The sequence below is a fragment of the Paenibacillus borealis genome, assembly GCF_000758665.1.
Classification (GTDB): Bacteria; Bacillota; Bacilli; order Paenibacillales; family Paenibacillaceae; genus Paenibacillus_AQ; species Paenibacillus_AQ borealis.
Map to the genome: position 1 here is coordinate 2750896 of NZ_CP009285.1, position 17908 is coordinate 2768803.

General features: G+C 51.5%; 13 protein-coding genes and 1 tRNA gene. 13 read left to right on the forward strand and 1 reads right to left on the reverse strand.

Annotated features, from left to right (window positions below; all coding sequences use genetic code 11):
- The first annotated feature begins 184 nt into the window (after positions 1 to 184).
- Positions 185 to 257 (forward strand) — tRNA-Lys (locus tag PBOR_RS11410).
- A gap of 211 nt (positions 258 to 468) precedes the next feature.
- Here PBOR_RS11410 and PBOR_RS11415 read toward each other — a convergent pair.
- On the reverse strand, positions 469 to 834 hold the full coding sequence (locus PBOR_RS11415; protein WP_042211777.1) for a VOC family protein: 366 nt from the start codon (positions 832 to 834) through the stop codon (positions 469 to 471).
- A gap of 136 nt (positions 835 to 970) precedes the next feature.
- On the opposite strand from PBOR_RS11415, the gene PBOR_RS11420 reads away from it, so the two are divergent.
- From PBOR_RS11420 to PBOR_RS11475, 12 genes are all read left to right on the forward strand, one after another.
- Positions 971 to 2524, forward strand: coding sequence for a S41 family peptidase (locus tag PBOR_RS11420; RefSeq protein WP_042211778.1), 1554 nt, complete (start codon positions 971 to 973; stop codon positions 2522 to 2524).
- Between the two features lie 40 nt (positions 2525 to 2564).
- On the forward strand, positions 2565 to 2930 hold the full coding sequence (locus PBOR_RS11425; RefSeq protein WP_042211779.1) for a DUF4180 domain-containing protein: 366 nt from the start codon (positions 2565 to 2567) through the stop codon (positions 2928 to 2930).
- A 543-nt stretch (positions 2931 to 3473) separates the two neighbouring features.
- Positions 3474 to 5297, forward strand: a complete 1824-nt coding sequence (locus PBOR_RS11430; RefSeq protein WP_081972000.1) for a YVTN family beta-propeller repeat protein — start codon at positions 3474 to 3476, stop codon at positions 5295 to 5297.
- A gap of 15 nt (positions 5298 to 5312) precedes the next feature.
- A complete protein-coding gene (locus PBOR_RS11435) occupies positions 5313 to 6416 on the forward strand; it encodes a glycosyltransferase (protein ID WP_042211780.1) in 1104 nt (367 codons plus the stop codon).
- Between the two features lie 108 nt (positions 6417 to 6524).
- Entirely contained in the window at positions 6525 to 7952 is a 1428-nt protein-coding gene (locus PBOR_RS11440) for an extracellular solute-binding protein (RefSeq protein WP_042211781.1), read from the forward strand.
- A gap of 532 nt (positions 7953 to 8484) precedes the next feature.
- The gene (locus PBOR_RS11445; protein WP_042211782.1) at positions 8485 to 10149 is read left to right on the forward strand and encodes an extracellular solute-binding protein; all 1665 of its coding nucleotides are present in this window, start codon (positions 8485 to 8487) and stop codon (positions 10147 to 10149) included.
- Between the two features lie 102 nt (positions 10150 to 10251).
- Entirely contained in the window at positions 10252 to 11217 is a 966-nt protein-coding gene (locus tag PBOR_RS11450; RefSeq protein WP_081972001.1) for an ABC transporter permease, read from the forward strand.
- An 83-nt stretch (positions 11218 to 11300) separates the two neighbouring features.
- Positions 11301 to 12179 carry a carbohydrate ABC transporter permease gene (locus PBOR_RS11455; protein WP_042211783.1) on the forward strand — a complete coding sequence of 293 codons (879 nt, stop codon included), beginning with the start codon at positions 11301 to 11303 and terminating at the stop codon, positions 12177 to 12179.
- Positions 12180 to 12268: 89 nt separating this feature from the next.
- Positions 12269 to 13324 (forward strand): zinc-dependent alcohol dehydrogenase, encoded by a 1056-nt coding sequence (locus tag PBOR_RS11460; protein WP_042211784.1) that lies wholly within the window; start codon positions 12269 to 12271, stop codon positions 13322 to 13324.
- Positions 13321 to 15219, forward strand: a complete 1899-nt coding sequence (locus PBOR_RS11465; RefSeq protein WP_245648131.1) for a WD40 repeat domain-containing protein — start codon at positions 13321 to 13323, stop codon at positions 15217 to 15219. Before PBOR_RS11460 ends, PBOR_RS11465 begins: the two co-directional genes overlap by 4 nt.
- Positions 15216 to 16280, forward strand: coding sequence for a glycosyltransferase family 4 protein (locus tag PBOR_RS35400; RefSeq protein WP_052429428.1), 1065 nt, complete (start codon positions 15216 to 15218; stop codon positions 16278 to 16280). Before PBOR_RS11465 ends, PBOR_RS35400 begins: the two co-directional genes overlap by 4 nt.
- Positions 16281 to 16995: 715 nt before the next feature.
- Complete coding sequence (locus PBOR_RS11475; RefSeq protein ID WP_245648132.1) at positions 16996 to 17901, forward strand: Gfo/Idh/MocA family protein; 906 nt, start codon at positions 16996 to 16998, stop codon at positions 17899 to 17901.
- Positions 17902 to 17908 lie beyond the last annotated feature (7 nt).

Here is a 17908-nt window from a genome sequence, read left to right on the forward strand (position 1 = left end):
GAAATCTGCGCAGTACAAGGTGTTTCGGGCTTTGTACTGCAGCAGTTAACGGCTGAACAAGAAATATAACAATAAATAGTTGACAGAGACAGTTATATTAAGTATACTATGAAAGTATCTTTTGAGCGGGCGTTGACAGCTTAGAGATTATCGTCTAGTAGATTAGATTACATAGACACCATAAGGACTCTTAGCTCAGTTGGTAGAGCAGTAGACTCTTAATCTATTTGTCCAGGGTTCGAGCCCCTGAGAGTCCATCACAGAAGAAACGGCAGAGATGCCGTTTTTTTGTCGTTTCAGGCATGAATGACGAAGTTGGAATATCGCTGAAGAGGCGGCTAAGGCATCCGGGAGCAGCGCTGGCGATCTCTAAGCACAACTCATTAATTAGCATTAGCCTATACTCAATTCACTGTAGTTTGCCGATTCGCTTGAAATTAAACTTGATCGTGCTTATCAGAACAGTAGCTAGCAATGCTCCGCAATCTGCACCTCAAAGCCGTCCGGGTCGAGGATATAAAAGAACCGCAGGTGGGGATTCGGCGAGACGGGTCCGCGTGCTACCGGGATGCCTTCGTTACTTAGCTCCGCCATGGCTTCATCCAGCGAACCTGCTTCGAAGCCTATAGAGATGCCGCACTCCGGCTTCAACGCCGTGTCGATGCCCTGAATAAGTTCGATCTTCGGTTGTCCTTCTGTACCCAGCATGACAATTTGTCTGCCTCTGCTCTCAAATCTGCGCTCAACCGGAAGACCCAGAATTCTGTGATAGAAATCAAGGGAAGCCTCCAGATCGCGCACCCTCAACGTAATCCAGTTCATGCTTAAGTTCATCTTCTCATTTCCTTTGCTATGAAATTTGGGTAGTGTCTATTATACGCTATGTGCCCAGCTTTTTTAACATACTGGGTCTGCAGATAACGCTATAATTGATCTGGAATGATTCTATTACACTGGCGGAGGCCGGAAGATGAAAAAATATATGCTGCTATTGACGTTAATAGTAATTTTGGGACTGCTGGCTGGAATAGGGATGTTATGGCGCGAGGGTCCGCAACAAGATGTGCCTGAATTAACAGCGGCGAAGAAGCGGGAGGATTTTGAATATTTAGCCAGGCTTGTGAAGGAGGTTTATCCCCTGGATAAGGCGCTTGAGCAGGACAAAGGACTGGCCAATATGGACGGGATCAGCCGGGATTTCATAGTCCGGGCCGGTGAATCCGCAGATAATGCTGAATTTCTCCGGCTGTTCTATGAATACATGACATTCCTGGGGCAAGCCGGCCATGCACAGGCGGTTTTTGACGAGCCCTATAATCCTGTGCTTGCTTACTTCTACAACATTGATAAACAAGCCTACCGCTCCAGAGACTACTGGCTTAACCTGGCGGCCGGAGTGGAAATGTATGTGCACAGCAAAGCCGGCATCCGCTATGAACAAGGCAAATATGTGCTGGCGCAGGATTATCAGGCGGGTAAGACCCTTTTTCCGCAAGGTTCAATGATTGAGAGGATTAACGGGCTGGACGCAGAGGATTACGTTAAGTCTTTGCAGACCCGCCTTCATCTGGTTTGGGATGCTGCGCTTCATCAGGTATACCTGCAGTCGCTGCTTAGTGCTGATCCGGGGACAGGTGCCTGGGAGATTGAAGCGGTCCGCCCGGATGGCACGATAGCCAAGGGTAATTTCCCGGTGTACAAGGGATACGCAGCGCCATACCAGAGTGAACAGCATGACCGCAATGTTATTACCGTTGAGCTGGATGACCAGACTGGATATATAAGGATTTTTAGCTTTGCTGGTGTGTATAAGGAGCAGGACCGTCTGATTATTCAGGATTTCATGAAGAAATCGGGAGGGAAATACAGCAAGCTGATTATTGATCTAAGGAGAAACGGCGGCGGTGAGGATGATTATTGGGCGGACAATCTGCTGAAGCCTTTGTTAAAAGCCCCCGTGGATTACGAGCAATCCGCAAGTGTGAAGAAATCATTCAGTGAACGTTTCGGGCTGCGGTTTCGCCTGTACAAACAATTCGTCAGCTCTACACTGACTAACAAAGACAGATATAACGTAACAGAAGTTAAGAAGGAGCAGCTCCCCGGAGCAGACTCTGCGGAATGGGACACTTATACGGTCACCAAGCACTGGCAGCCGGAGGATTCTTTTCCTTTTGACGGAAAGGTATTCGTGCTTGCAGATGGAGACAGCTTCTCGGCAGCTGACAACTTCACTGCAGCTGTCCGCAAGCTGGGCCTGGGGACGGTGGCCGGAACGAATACGGCGGGCGGAGCATGTGTCTATATGGAGCCTTACAGGTATGCCCTGCCAAACAGCGGGCTGATATTTAAGCTCGAAACGGACCTGAACAGCAACGCCGAAGGCCGGATTAATGAAATCTACGGGACTGCGCCGGATGTGCTGCTGGACGATTCGCGCTATCCCACGGCCTATCCGGAGAGTTATGAACCTGAGGTATTGAAGAATGAGGAGTGGATCCGCAAGGTCATGCTGGGTCTATAATGGAATGTGAGTTCTAAGTACATATTAGGAGGACTTGATTATGAATATAAAAGAGATAGTGCATGACGGAAGAACGATAGCCTTGGTGAGCGGCAGCGGTACCTTGGTCAGTGATGTTCAGGATGCGCTGGATTTAATGGCAACGGTACGGTATGAAGTCGATTGCGACCGGATAGTCATACATAAAGCTCTGCTGAGTGAAAGCTTTTTTGATCTGAAGACACGGCTGGCCGGTGAGATTCTGCAGAAGTTCATCAATTATCAGCTGAAGGTAGCAGTGGTAGGGGATTTCAGCGAATATACGAGCCGGAGTCTGCGCGATTTCATCTATGAATGCAATAACGGAAAAGATATTTTTTTCCTGGCGGATGAGCAGCAGGCGGTTGAGCAGTTAAGTAAGGTGTAGGGGCACATAATAAGGAACCACTCAAATTCCGATCCGGCTGGATCGGTTTTTTTGTTGTTCACGAAATTATACAATTCTTAAAAATGTGGATAACTTTGAAGAAGTGGTTAAGGAGGCTGGAAACAGCGTTGGCGGGTGTGGCTGCGCTTAAGGTAGGAACTAGTTGGATTTTCTCCACTTGCTCATGAACGGAGGAGCCCTTGCCAGGCAACAGTTGGATAAACAGCACTTAATATGCCGGAAATCGTTCAGAGTGAGAGAATGTATGAAATTAAATGACGTTTATCCAACTAATTATCTCAAACGCTCCAAATAACCCGATTTAAGATACGTTTTTCCAATTAATAATGCAGAGCCGGCGGGGATACGACCTCTCTGGGGGATTTTATAATGTTAATTGAGGTAGAAGAACATTTATGCGCTAAAAAGTAACTACGTCTATACCGGCAATATCAAATTTGAATACTACTATATTGAAGATGGATTCTTAGGTCAGAAAGCATCACTTCTAATAACAGTAAGTATGAAAGGGGAGAAGGAACAATGAGTTTATTATCTACAGGGCCGATCGAGAACAATGTCTCAGCCTCAACAGGTGTAAGACCTACTCAACAGCTGACAGTCAAAGTGGACAACAGAAGCAGTGTGTCCAGTTCGACGGTTGTGGTCGAAGGCTATTTTTTGGATGGGACAAGAACGTTGTATGTGAGTGAAACTCTGAGCCTGAACCCGAATCAAGTGATAACCAAAACGTATTTTGCGAATCTGAATGCCTTTGAATTTCTTTTCACCACCTCTGCTTCCGTGAACGATGAGGTCCAGATCTCTGTATGGGGAAAAGACGCTACGGGTAATTTGGTGACGGCGCACCGCCTGGTTTCCGCTGAATTATTGGGAGCAGTTACGGGAGCGACGGGAGTTACGGGCGCGACAGGAGTTACGGGAGCGACGGGAGTTACGGGAGCGACGGGAGTTACGGGAGCGACAGGAGTTACGGGCGCGACAGGAGTTACGGGAGCGACAGGAGTTACTGGAGCGACAGGAGTTACGGGAGCGACGGGAGTTACGGGAGCGACGGGAGAGACGGGAGCGACGGGAGTTACGGGCGCGACAGGAGTTACGGGAGCGACGGGAGTTACGGGAGCGACGGGAGTTACGGGAGCGACGGGAGTTACGGGAGCGACAGGAGTTACGGGAGCGACAGGAGTTACGGGAGCGACGGGAGAGACGGGAGCGACGGGAGTTACGGGCGCGACAGGAGTTACGGGAGCGACAGGAGAGACGGGAGCGACAGGAGTTACTGGAGCGACGGGAGTTACTGGAGCGACAGGAGAGACGGGAGCGACGGGAGTTACGGGAGCGACGGGAGTTACGGGCGCGACAGGGGTTACGGGCGCGACAGGAGTTACTGGAGCGACGGGAGCAACGGGAGCGATTGGAACTACCGGAGCTACCGGAGTCACAGGATCGGCGGAGCCCGCATCCGTTAATCTGATATACGTGACCAATAATGGCAGTAACAACATTTCAGTGGTGAACGGGAATACGAATACTATTGTCGGTACTATTACAACGGGTGCCGGGCCGTTTGGTGTAGAGGTGAACTCTGTTACCAACCGGATTTATGTAGCCAATGAGAATAGCGGGAACGTCTCCGTGATCGACGGAAGCAGCAATACAATTATTGCTACTGTTACTGTGGGGACTACACCAAATGGTCTGAGGGTAAACCCCAATACCAACCGGATTTATGTTACGAATCTAGGGAGCAATAATGTCTCGGTGATTGACGGAAACAGCAATGGAGTGATTGCCACTGTCTCCGTAGGAGCGGGGCCATTTGGTGCATGGGTGAATCCGGTCACCAACCGGATCTATATAGCAAACTCAAACAGCAACAATATCTCCGTCATCAGCGGAATATCCAATTCCGTTATTGCTACAGTTACTGTTGGGGCCGTTCCTGTAGGGGTAACAGCGAATAAACGTACCAACCGGATTTATATAACGAACTCAGCAAGCAATAATGTTTCGGTTATTAGCGGATTTTCCAATATCATTATTGCTACTGTTACTGTAGGCACTGTGCCAAGCGGAATAGATGTGAATCCCAACACAAACCTGATTTACTCCGCCAATCAGGGCAGTAACAATGTATCCGTCATTAACGGCAATACCAATACTGTTGCAGTTACAATACCGGTAGGGCTCAGCCCGCTTGGAGTAGCGTTAAATTCGCTAACCAATGGGGCCTATGTAGCGAATGCCGGAAGCAATACGCTCTCCGTTATCGACGGGAACAGCAATACGGTCACTTCTACCGTAACCGTGGGTACCACCCCTCTAGGAGTAGCGGTCAATCCTTAAAGAGAGGTGAGGAAGATGATTACGATTAGCCTGTGCATGATCGTAAGGAACGAGCAAGCTGTACTGGGACGTTGTCTGCAGTCTGTGCAGGATGCGGTGGATGAAATCATCATTGTGGATACCGGCTCCACAGACAGCACCAGAGAAATAGCCGGGCAATGGACACCTCTTGTCCGGGATTTCAAGTGGAATCATCATTTCGCTTCAGCCCGGAACTATTCATTTGCACAAGCGTCGATGGATTATATCCTGTGGCTGGATGCAGATGATGTGCTATTGCCGGAGGAGCTGAAGAAGCTGCTGGAGCTCAAACGCTCACTGCTTCCTGACATAGATATGGTGTCTATGCCCTATCACTGCGACTTTGATGAATCCGGGCACGCCACGTTAAAGGTCCGGCGCGTAAGGCTGGTCAGACGCTCCCGGAATTACCAGTGGACCGGGGCGGTGCATGAGGATTTGTCGATAGAGGAAGGCGGCTGCCTGGACAGTGATATTATGATTACTCATAGGAAGAGTCATAACGATTCGGATGCTGACCGGAACCTGAGAATATATGAAATGCTATTGTCCTCCGGGGCGGAATTTACATCACGGGATACTTTGCATTATGCCATGGAGCTGCATCAGCATCGCTTGTATGAACAGGCCGTTCTCTATTACCTGCAATTCATAGACTCTTACCAACATACAGTAGAGGACGAAATCCATGTCTGCTCGAAATTGGCAGATTGTTATTACCACATGGGTAACCGGGACAAGGAGCAGGAGTGGATATTCAAATCGTTCACCTATGATATTCCCCGTCCGGAATTCTGCTGCCGGCTGGCTTATTTCTTTCTGGAAAAGGAGCAATATCATCAGGCGGTGTACTGGTATAAGCTGGCTATCGAATCGCCGCCGCCTGTTAATCCTTGGACCATATCAAATGATGTGGCCAGAACCTGGCTGCCCCACATGCAGCTGGGTTTATGCTACTACCACTTAAATGAATATAAACTATCCTATCATCATAACAAGATAGCCTCCGGATACCTCCCGGATGATCAGAGCATCCTCAACAACATTATTCTGTTGGAGAATGAGATTCTTAAGCCCGCTCCGAATAGGCAGGTCTAAATGTTGTATGGTTGAGAAGCAGCACCGTTTGTGTTTGACAACCCTTCAATGTTGAAGCACAATAAAAAGGTCATGATGTAAATTTAAGTGGTGCAGGGAGAATTGTACATGAATAATAAATCAGGACGTCAGTCCTTCCGGGAAAGATTGGATTATATGGTAAGCAAGCTCCGCACAGATATTCTAAGCGGTATTCTGCAGCCCGGAGCGTATCTTCCTGCCGAGAGCCTGCTGGCCAAACAATTTGAGCTCAGTAACAAATCCGTGCGCAGAGGATTGGATATCCTTGTACAAGAAGGTCTGATTCAGAAGATTGACCGTGTGGGCAGTGTGGTAATGGAGTCGGTCAGGGAAAGGATCCGTATTCATTTCGGCTGCAGCTCTTCCCTGACCAAGGACTTCAAGCTGGACGATCTCATTGCAGAATTCCACCGGCTGCATCCCGGGATACATGTTCTGCCGCTCGCCTTAAATGACTTCGATCATGTGAATTCTGCCTTGGAGCTGATGAACAACGGGATGCTGGATGTGTTGTCGCTGAACAGCACCCAATTTCAGGAGATGGCTGAGAGCGGTTCCGCGGAACTCCTGGAGACGCTGGAGCCTGATCCGGGGCTGTATCCGATCACAAGCGAAGCCTTTTTGCATGAGGGGCAGCTCTTTGCTTATCCGATTTCCTTTTCTCCCGTGGTGCTCTGCTATAACAAAGCCCATTTCCGTGAGGCTGACCTGCCTGAACCTGACAGTTACTGGACCTGGGATGATCTGATCGAGTCGGCCCGCCAGCTGTCGGAGAAACGGGGGCGCCACGCCGTGTATTTTGTACCGGCTTCCGAGAATCGCTATTCGGTGTTTCTGCTGCAGAGCGGCATCCGGATCATGGGGGACGGAGGGCACCATCCTACGCTGAGTCCCGAGACCGCCAACAGTCTGGATATATACAGCAAACTGGTGAACAATCATCAGATATTCCCTAAATATCTAGCCGGCAATCATGAGGATGAAACAATATCGCTGTTTGTCCAGGAGCAGGTATCGATGATCTTGGCGACCTACTACAATTTGAATGAATTCAAGGACCTTTCCCTGGACTATGACCTGGCCCCGCTTCCTACGCTCAAAGCCAAGGATCCGCAAAAAACACTGCTCGTCACCATCGGTGCAGCGGTTGTGGGTAATTCCCGGCAGAAAGAGGCTGCACGGCAATTCGTCAGCTTCCTGGCTTCGGCAGAGGCGCAGCGGATGATCCGCGAACGTTCGGTCAGTATTCCGGCACGCAAACGGATTGCAGAAATGCCTGTGGATGATCATTTGAACCGTCCTTCGAGATATCTGATGTACAGAGAGTTATTTCCAACATTTTCATACCTCAGAGATTTGGGGCTTCCTATTGCTGTGCTGCAAAGCTTCCGCAAGCTTTTGAATGCGTATTGGTCCAGGATGATTAATGAGACCTCACTGTACGAGGAAATGGGCCGGCTTATTGCTGAAGAAAACAGGGGGAAAGCGGAGGGGGCAACGAATACGTCCACCTGAGCGGAGGCTGCGGCGGGTTGGAATCGAATATGAAGCGTAATGATGGCAGGTTTTTGCTATTGTTGCGCTTTTTTTGCGGCGTTTAATACTTGCAGAAGTGTAAAAAGAAAACGTGAAATGAAAACTATGAACTGTTTCATATCATTTCATGTTAGCTTTTTCACAATATCTGGTGGATGAAATCGATTGATGAAATATTAATGTGATGTATAATTACATAAATGCTGATAAATAGTCAAAATTTAATTGACTTAAGGGATAGGTGAAAATATAATAAATACATCAGATGTATATCAGTTTTGGAAATGTGTAGATCTGATTAAACTGTTTGTGAGTCAGAAAGAAGTCAGAAAGGCGAGAAATGTCATGATTATCAAAAAATGCAAAGGGCTGATGGAGAAAATCAAATCGAAAGGCGTTGATGGCTAATCTTAAAGAGCTAACGTTGATGTACTGTTGATTCCCTTCTGGTGTGTTAGTAAATATATCATAGGAACCATCTTACTTTTACTTATTAATAGGGGGTTGAATTATGAATGTTGCTAAAAGGAAGTTAGCTCTGTTGTTGCCTGTTCTGGCGCTGCTCGTTACACTGGTGTCCGCCTGTGGAGGGTCAAACAATGAAGGAGGTAATGCTGCTGAACCTTCAGCCTCTCCGGGCACTCCGGGTGGGACGTCTGCTCCTGTAGAAGGAAGCCGGTCCGTAGGCGGACTTCAGGTGCCGATTGTGGCGGACAAGCTGGAGCTGTCCCTTTGGTCTCCCAGCGGGGGCAACTTCCGGGGAACCAATTTTAATGAGAAATATTCCTTTCAGCAAATGGAAGAGAACACCAACATTCATATCGACTTTCAGCACAGTACAGAAGCCAGCGCAGAAGCATTCAGTCTGCTGATGTCCTCCGGCAAGCTTCCCGATATCATCTATAACGATCTGTGGGGGACGGACTCCGGCAAATACGGCGCTCAGGGAGCACTCCTTCCATTGGAAGATCTGATCGACAAATACGCGCCAAACTTCAAAAAGCTCCTCGATGACCACCCGGATATCCGGGGGCAAATCACTTCGCCTGAAGGGCATATCTATTATCTGCCGAACCTCGTACTTGATTCCCAGGATTTGACCCAAATGTTCCCTCAGGTCCGCAGTGACTGGGTGGAGAAGCTGGGACTTTCGATGCCGCAAACTACCGAAGACTGGTATAACATGCTTAAAGCCTTTAGGGAGCAGGATCCCAATGGTAATGGCAAAAAAGATGAAATTCCGCTCGTCACCGTCAATCTGGAGAATATTATGATGCTGTTCGCCCCGGCTTTTGGTGTTGAATACGGGTTCTTTGTGGATAACGGTGAAGTGAAATTCGGGCCGGATGATCCGCGGTTCAAGGAGGTTGTTGCCTACCTGAACCGTCTATATGAAGAACAGCTGCTGGACCCGAACTATCTGGTGGATACGACATTCCAGACGCTGACGGAGAAGGTGACCACGGATGTGGCCGGTGCCTGGTTCGGCTGGTCGGGCTCCTATATGGGGAACTTCACAACGCTGATGGAAGGCAAGCATGACACTTTCAAAATTGCTGCGGCCATTCCTCCGAAGGGGCCAAACGGCGATCAGCGTCATGTCTCCTTCCGCTGGCAGGCTGCGGCCCATGGGCTTGCCGTATCCTCGAAGACCGCACATCCGGAAGAAGTGATGAAATGGCTGGACTACCAGTACTCTGAAGAAGGCATTCTGCTGAACAATTTCGGGGTGGAAGGCAAATCTTATGATCTGGTGAACGGCGAGCCGGTATATAAGGAAGAGGTTACTCATCCTACGAACGGGCTGACCAATACGCAGGAGCTGCTGAATCATACCATCGGCGGCGGAAGCTGGGCTACAGTTGCTGATACCCGTTATGCCGAACAGATCCGTGAAGCGAACGGACAAACGGAGAATCCGCTGGAGATTTACAAGGATTACATTGACTTTGACGCGAAGCTGCCGCCGGTACAATTCACCGCTGAAGAAAATGAAATTGTGGTTCCTCTTATGGCGGATATTCAGACCTATGTGGCTGAAACGGTCAATGCCCAGATTATGGGGCGCCAGAGCTTCGATGATTATGACAAAGTTATAAAGCAGCTGGAGCAAATGGGAATTGGCGAGGTATTGAAGCAGTACCAGACCGCATACGAGCGTTTTAAAGGAGAATAAGCGGAGCAGGGTTGTCCTGGCCGGGCGGGCTGCGGAAATTCCGGCAGCCCCCTGGCACTTGACGGCCAGTACCACCGCCTGTATCCGGGAAAGGAGCACCCTATGGCTGTACCCGTAAATGCAATCAAGGCCAAAAGCAGGAAACAGCGGACGAAACGGAGTTCCGTTTCGCTGAAGCGTATGATGGCCAACCGGTATCTCTATCTCATGCTGCTGCCCACTGTGCTGTATTTTCTCATTTTTGAATACAAACCGATGTACGGGGCGGTGATCGCCTTCAAAGATTTCAATCCTTTCGCTGGTGTAGCCGGCAGCCCCTGGGTGGGCTTCAAAAATTTCGAGAAGTTTTTTGAGAGCTATTATTTCTTCCGTTTGCTGAAAAACACCTTTCTGATGAGCTTTTATTCGCTGCTGTTCATTTTTCCGGCCTCACTGGCTTTTGCATTATTGCTTAATGAGCTGCGGATCAAAAAGCTGAAGTCCTTCCTGCAGACGGTGTCTTATCTGCCGCATTTCATTTCACTAATCGTCATCTGCGGCATGATTATTGACTTCACGAAGCCCGGAGGCATTATCAACAGCCTGCTGCTCGGCATCGGAATCATCTCGGAGCCGATTCAGTTTCTGATCCAGCCGGAGTGGTTCCGCACCATTTATGTCGGTTCAGGCATGTGGCAGAGCCTGGGCTGGAACTCTATCATCTATCTGGCGGCACTGTCCGGCATTAACCCAAGCCTCTATGAGGCTGCAGTGGTGGATGGGGCGGGGCGCTGGAAGCAGCTTACACACATTACCCTGCCGGGAATTCTGCCCACAGTGCTGATCCTGTTGATTCTGAATGTCGGGACCCTGCTGAATGTAGGCTGGGACAAAATTATATTGCTGTATAACCCGGGAACCTACGTCACGGCGGATGTTATCTCCACCTTTGTCTACAGACGCGGTGTCATGGAAGCCGATTACAGCTTCTCGGCGGCGGTAGGCCTATTCAACTCCGTGATCAATTTTACGCTGCTGGTGCTGGCGAACCGGATCAGCCGGAAGACCACCGAAAGCAGCTTATGGTGAGGGGAGATATGCTTTCGAAGCCGGTTTAATTGCGTAACTCATGCAGGAAGTATAGCTTCATTAAACTTTTAGGAGGGAAGACAGTGGTCATCAAACGCAGCATTCCGGAAGTGATATTTGACAGCTGCAATGTTCTGTTCCTAATCCTATGTTCCTTCCTGTTCCTGTATCCCATGTGGTATGTACTGGTATCCTCGTTCAGTGATGCGCATGCCATCGCCGCCGGCGAGATCAGCTTCTGGCCGAAGGGCTTTAATGTGGATGCGTACAAGCTGGTTTTTGAGGACCAGCGGATCTGGACGGCTTACGGGAATACGGTCATTTATGTCATCGCGGGCACTTTTATCAACCTGGTACTTACCACGCTTGGCGCTTATCCGCTGTCCAGAAAAAATCTGGAGGGGCGAAGCCTGATTATGGCGTTTATCGTGTTCACGATGTTCTTCAGCGGGGGGCTGATTCCGGCCTATCTGAATGTGCGTGAGCTCGGACTGTACGACACAAGATGGGCGCTGCTGCTACCGGGCGCGGTCAGTGCTTTTAACCTGATTGTGATGCGGACCTTCTTCCAGTCCATACCGGAGAGCCTCGTGGAATCGGCCAAAATCGACGGTGCCCATGACTTCCGCATTCTGCTGCGGATTGTGCTGCCGTTATCGATGCCAGTACTGGCGGTAATGACGCTGTTCTATGCGGTGGGACACTGGAACAGCTGGTTCTCGGCGATGATTTATCTGCAGGACCGTAATCTGTTTCCGCTGCAGCTGATTTTGCGGGAAATTCTGATTCAGTCCTCCGCGCAGAATATGCTGGCTGGAGTTACACAGGACGAGGTATTCCGCATCAGTGAATCCATCAAGTTTGCGACGATTATTATCGCAACGGTGCCTATTCTGATGATCTATCCGTTTTTGCAGAAGTATTTCGTTAAAGGCGTCATGATCGGGGCACTGAAAGAGTAGGCAGATAAGAGAGCGTAAATAGAGCATAAATAGAGAAAACAACATTCGAACCGTATTCTGCGCGAAGCAGTCGGGAGGAGAGAGGCTATATGAAGGCGGTATTATCCCAGAATGGTGAAATTAATGTGGCTGAGATTCCCGCTCCGGTGCTGGAGGACGGATTCGTGCTCGTCGAGACTGAATATTCGGCCATCAGCCCCGGAACAGAAATGATGATGAACGGCGCGAACCGTCCGAAGCCTATAGTTCTCGGATATAGTGCGGCAGGGATCATCCGGTCCCGGGGCAAAGGAATGGAGCATTGGCCGGAGGGTCAGCGGGTGGCCTGTTATGGGGGGCCGTATGCCAAACACGCGGAATGGCTGCTGATGCCGCAGCATCTAATGGTGCCGGTTCCGGAGCATGTCCGTCCGCTGGAGGCGTCAACGGTAGGTCTTGGGGCAATAGCGGTACATGCCGTAAGGCAGGCTGACTTGAAGTTCGGCGAGACGCTGGTGCTGATTGGAGCAGGGATTCTCGGTCAGCTGATAGCGCAAATTGCCAGGGCTGCCGGCTGCCGGGTCATCGTCTATGATCTGCTTGAAGCACGCTGCAGCATCGCTGAGAGCCTGGGCATCCGCCACATTGCTGTAAATCCGGAGCAGGTCAGCTCGCATCTGGAACAATTGACGGCGGGAATGGGAGCGGATGCCGTAATGATCTGTGCCGGGGGCAAATCCGGCGGGCTTGTCGATCAGGCGCTGGAATGGGTGAGGAACCAGGGGAAGGTGCTGCTGGTCGGAGATGTGAAGGCGGACTTCTCGCGGGAGCTGATGTTCGGGAAGGAAGCGCAGGTGCTGATCTCCAGAGCAGGCGGTCCGGGCCGCTATGATCCTGTCTATGAAAAGCAAGGGATAGATTATCCTTATGGCTACGTCCGCTGGACCGAAGGACGCAACATGGCGGAATATATCCGGCTGATCGCTGAGGGTGATATTCAGGTAGGACCGCTGATCAGCAAGGTGTTCCCTCTGGAGCGTTCAGCCGATGCGTTCAGGCAGTATGCACAATCTCCGGCAGAGCTGTTGGGAGCAGTGCTCGCCTATCCCGTAACCGGTGTTCAGGAAGCAGAGCCGGCTGCAGCCCAAGCCCATGAAGGGCAATGAGGATGGAGGCGCTGCGGATCGGCGAGCCGCTGAACGGTCTTGCGGTATGGGCGTCGGCCTATGGCAAGCGGCTGGGGCAGGACCGGATCTATGCCGTATCCTCCGGCAGTCCCTGCATGCTGTTCGTTCTCGATCCTGCAGGCACCCGGCCGGTACAGCAATTCGCGCTGGAAGGCTCGGATCATTGCTGGGGAGTGGTTGCGGCGGCCAGCGGAGTCTATATCGGCGGCAGCGGAATTCTCTACAGGTTTACGCATGAACAGGGCATCGAGAACCTGGGGGAGATGATTCCGGGCGAGTTCTACACCTGGCGGCTTGCCGCTGACAACGAAGGCAACATCTATGGAGGCTGCTATCCGGGCGGCAAAGTCTTTCAATATAACCCGTCCACGGGACAGTTCAGAGATTACGGTGTCATGGTGGACGGGGAGCAATATGCCCGGTGCATGCAAGCCTGGAAGGGTAAGCTGTATGTGGGGGCAGGTACCCGGTGTCCGCATATTGTGGAACTGGACACAGAGACAGGTGAACGGAGAGAAATCAGCCTGCCGGAAGAGAGCCGCACAGAGCAGCTGGTGTATGATCTGAATATTGTCCACGGGAAGCTGATAATTCGGATAACACCGAGTTCGAGATTGTATATCTATGATCTGAAGCTGCGGCGGTGGGAGAATTCCATAGATCATGTAAGTGGACTCAGCATGTCTCCGCCTGACCGTCACGGGAATATCTATTTCATCAAGGATGATGTTCTGCAGCGTTATGCATTGGCAACGGGCATGCTTACACCTACTTCACTTGCCATGCCGGAACCCGCAGGAGATTACGGCTGGCTGGAGGGCCATCCGCTGAATCCGCGGGGCAGCTGTCTGGCAGGTGTGCACAGGGACGGGACCTGCTGGATCTATGATCCGGAGAATGACCGGCACACGGTCATCGATTTCATGCTGCAGGGGCAGCCGGTTCATCTGCAGTCCCTGGCCTGGGGTCCGGAAGGGAAGCTGTACATCGGAGGTTATTTCGCCGGCGGACTGGCCAGTTTCGATCCGGCGACCTCGGAAATTGTTTCCCGCCGGGGGATCGGGCAGATTGAGGGCATGATGGAAGCCGGCGGCATTATGTATCTGGGCGTCTATCCCAAGGCGAATATCTTCGCCTATGATCCGTCACGGGAATGGAATCCCGGCCTTAACCCCCGGCTGGCTTTCTCCCTGCAAGGCGAAGAACAGGACCGTGCTTTTGCCTGGACCCGGGCGGGAGAAGAGCTGGCTATCGGAACCGTACCATCCTACGGCCGGCATGGAGGTGCACTTACCCTGTTGCATCCCGGAACCGGGGTGCGTGGGGTGTTCAGGGGGCTGCTGCCGCAGCAGAGCATCGTGTCGCTGGCTGCAGGCCAAGAGCTGTTGTTCGCCGGAGGCTCCGTCTGGGGAGGGCTCGGCATAGCGCCGGAGCGGAAGGAGGCGTCATTGATGATCTGGGATGTGAACAGCCGCCGCAAGGTGTGGGAGGGTGTTCCGGTACCGGGCGAAAAAGCCATCCCGGCACTTGCACTGGATGATGAGGGCAAGGTATGGGGACTCACCGCAGGGCTGCTCTTTCTGTTTGATCCGTTCACGCTGAAGACGGAACGGACGGTTCAGGTGAGCCCGGCGGATTGGGAAGGAATGACCCACTTCTGGCGGGGAGGCAACGAGCTGCTGTACAGGGAAGGCATATTGTACGGGGTGGCCATGAACACACTGTTCCAATACGATGTGCGCCAGGGCAGGCTTGAGGTGCTGGACGAGGATGCCCGGCTGCTCGCGGCGGACGGCGAAGGAGGGCTGTTTTTTGCCAGATCAACAGCACTGTACCGGATGCAGGCCTTGGCGGCAAGACAGGAGGAACTATGAAGATCCTATACTTCTATAAATTTTGCCTGCTGGGCGGAGTCACCACGCAGCTGGCGAACAGGTTTAAGTTTCTGCGCGGCCGTGCGGAGGTGCATTTTGCTTTTCTTGAGGATTACGGAGGGGCCGGCGCTTTTGAAGGCTATACGCATGTCCGTATCCTTGGAACACCTGCTGAAATCAGGAGCTACATTGACAAGCATGACTTTGATGTAATCATCACCATTGATACCTATGAACTGTATGAAGCGCTTGGACCGGAGGAAAAACGGAGGCTGATCATTCATGAGGTGCATACCACCTATGAAGAGCCCTTGCGGAAGCTGGCTGAATCCCGGGAAAGTCTGCCCTTTCATTATGTCATCACACCCTCTGTTTATATGAAGGCAATGCTGGAGGGAATCGGGATTACGGATGCTTGTCATATCAATAACTGCCTGGACACGGAATTATTCAAATACGAACCCCTCTCCGGCAAGCGGCCGCCTACCATTCTGTGGGTTGGCAAGCTGGACCGGCATAAGAACTGGGAGTCCTTCCTGAACATAGCAGGCAGGCTGAATGCGCAATTCCCGGACCTGCAGTTCATGCTTGTCGGCGGTTACACCGCTCCCGAAGAAATTACCGGCAAACTCCAGGCGAGAGTGCAGGAGCTGGGACTCCGGCATTTGGAGTGGCTGCCCAAAGTGGATTATGAAGAGATGCACTATTATTATTCTGCGGTGGCCGGGAGTGGCGGGGTGTATGTCAGTACTACCAGCAATGAGTCTTTCGGGATGACTGTCCTGGAGGCCATGGCGTGCCGGTGCCCGGTTGTAGTGCCGGAGGTCGGGGCATTGCCCGAGCTGCTGGACGACGAGCTGAGTGTATCGCTCTATGCCCCCGGCAATGAGGAGGAATGTGTAGAACGTGTGGCCCGGCTGCTCAGGGAGAACGTCCTGCGGGAACGCCTGATGATCTTGGGCGAGCAGAAGGCGAGAACGGTGTACAGCATTGAAGAGGTGGGCAAAGCGTACATGGCATTGCTGGAACGTTTCGTACGGGAACGTGCATACCACAATTAACCTTATGCTCTCCGCAGGCAGATGGGGGCGTTCATTAACTGCTATATAGATTGAACTTAAAAATATACGGACAGGGAACAGCGGCGGAGGGAAATTTGGAACTGGAGCTGTATGAGGGTAGCATCTGCCTGAAAGCTATCCATAGGAAAGCCAGCAGCGGAAGCATAAGCTGTCTGCGGATTTCCACCGCGAACAGTGGTACACATTAAGAAATCTGCAGACGGGCAGCGGCCGAAAGTGCAAATATTCACCGCAGTAATGAACAACATCGCCATTGGAATCATTTCAAGTTCAATCTATATAGTGTAGCAGCGTCAGATTTAAACCCCTGAAAACCACTTTGGGAAATCGCTTGCTGAAGCCTGCGATGACCCGATTACGGTATCTGCCTAGGCCTATGCGGTAAACAGTTTGCGGTATGCCGGTATGCTTAACTGTACTTTGTACAACTAAATCGTCTGATTTACAACCAATAATCCGTTTAGTTGTATTTCGTACAATTAAACGGCCTCGCTACCTTGGTTCCCGCTCCTTCGGGCAGATTTAGTTGTACAGACTGCAGTTATAAGGGCCAAGCCACTCTTTTCCCTGTTTTTAATTGTACATTATACAACTATCACTGAATTTCCACTTGGAACGGAATACAGCGGAACGGAATACAGCAGTTGCTGCAAGTACTTGTTAACCCAAGTCTACGCGGGGCGGAGGTGCAGAATTGAAAGAGCTGAACATTGGCATGGTGGGCATGGATACCTCACACAGCAGAATCTATGCTTCAATGCTGAACCAGGTGTCCCATCCGCTGCATGTGCCCGGCGGGAGGCTGATCTGCGGGTATGCCGGAGGCTCGGCGGATTTCCCGTTAAGCGCCTCACGGGTGGAATCGGTCAGCAGGGAGCTACAGGAGCACTACGGTGTCGAGCTGGTGGCTTCCATTGCGGAAGTGGCCGAGAGAGTGGATGCCGTTCTTCTGACCTCTGCAGACGGAAGAGTACACCGTGAACAGTTCGCGGTTCTGGCACCCTACGGCAAGCCGGTGTTCATCGACAAGCCGCTTGCGGTCACCAGCGCGGATGCCCGGGCGATTATGGAGCTTGCAGCAAGCTGCGGGACGCCCGTTTTCTCCAGCTCGATGGTCCGGTTCGGCGGTCCGCTGAATGCGGCGCTTAAGGATGAGAGTGCAGGCTCCATTGTAGGAGCAGACTGCTGCGGTCCGCTAGAGCTGCAGCCGACCCAGCCGGGATTATTCTGGTACGGCATTCATACCGCAGAAATGCTATATGCTGCACTTGGCGGAGGTTGCGTTTCAGTGAGGGCCGTGAGCAATGATACCCAGGAATGGGCAGCGGGGCAGTGGAGGGACGGACGGATCGGAACCATACGCGGCAACGTGACCGGCGGCTCTGAATTCTATGCGGTGCTGCACAGGGAACGGGGCAGCACGGCAGTCCATGCGCTGGGCGGACAATATGAAGCAGGCCATCAGAATCTGCTCAGGCAGTTTCTGTTGATGGCGGGGGGAGCGCCTCCGCCCGTAAGCCCGGCGGTGACGCTGGAGCTGATCCGCTTTATTGAAGCGGCTAATGAGAGCAGAGTAACGGGGCAGACCGTGCTTCTGTAAGGAGCTT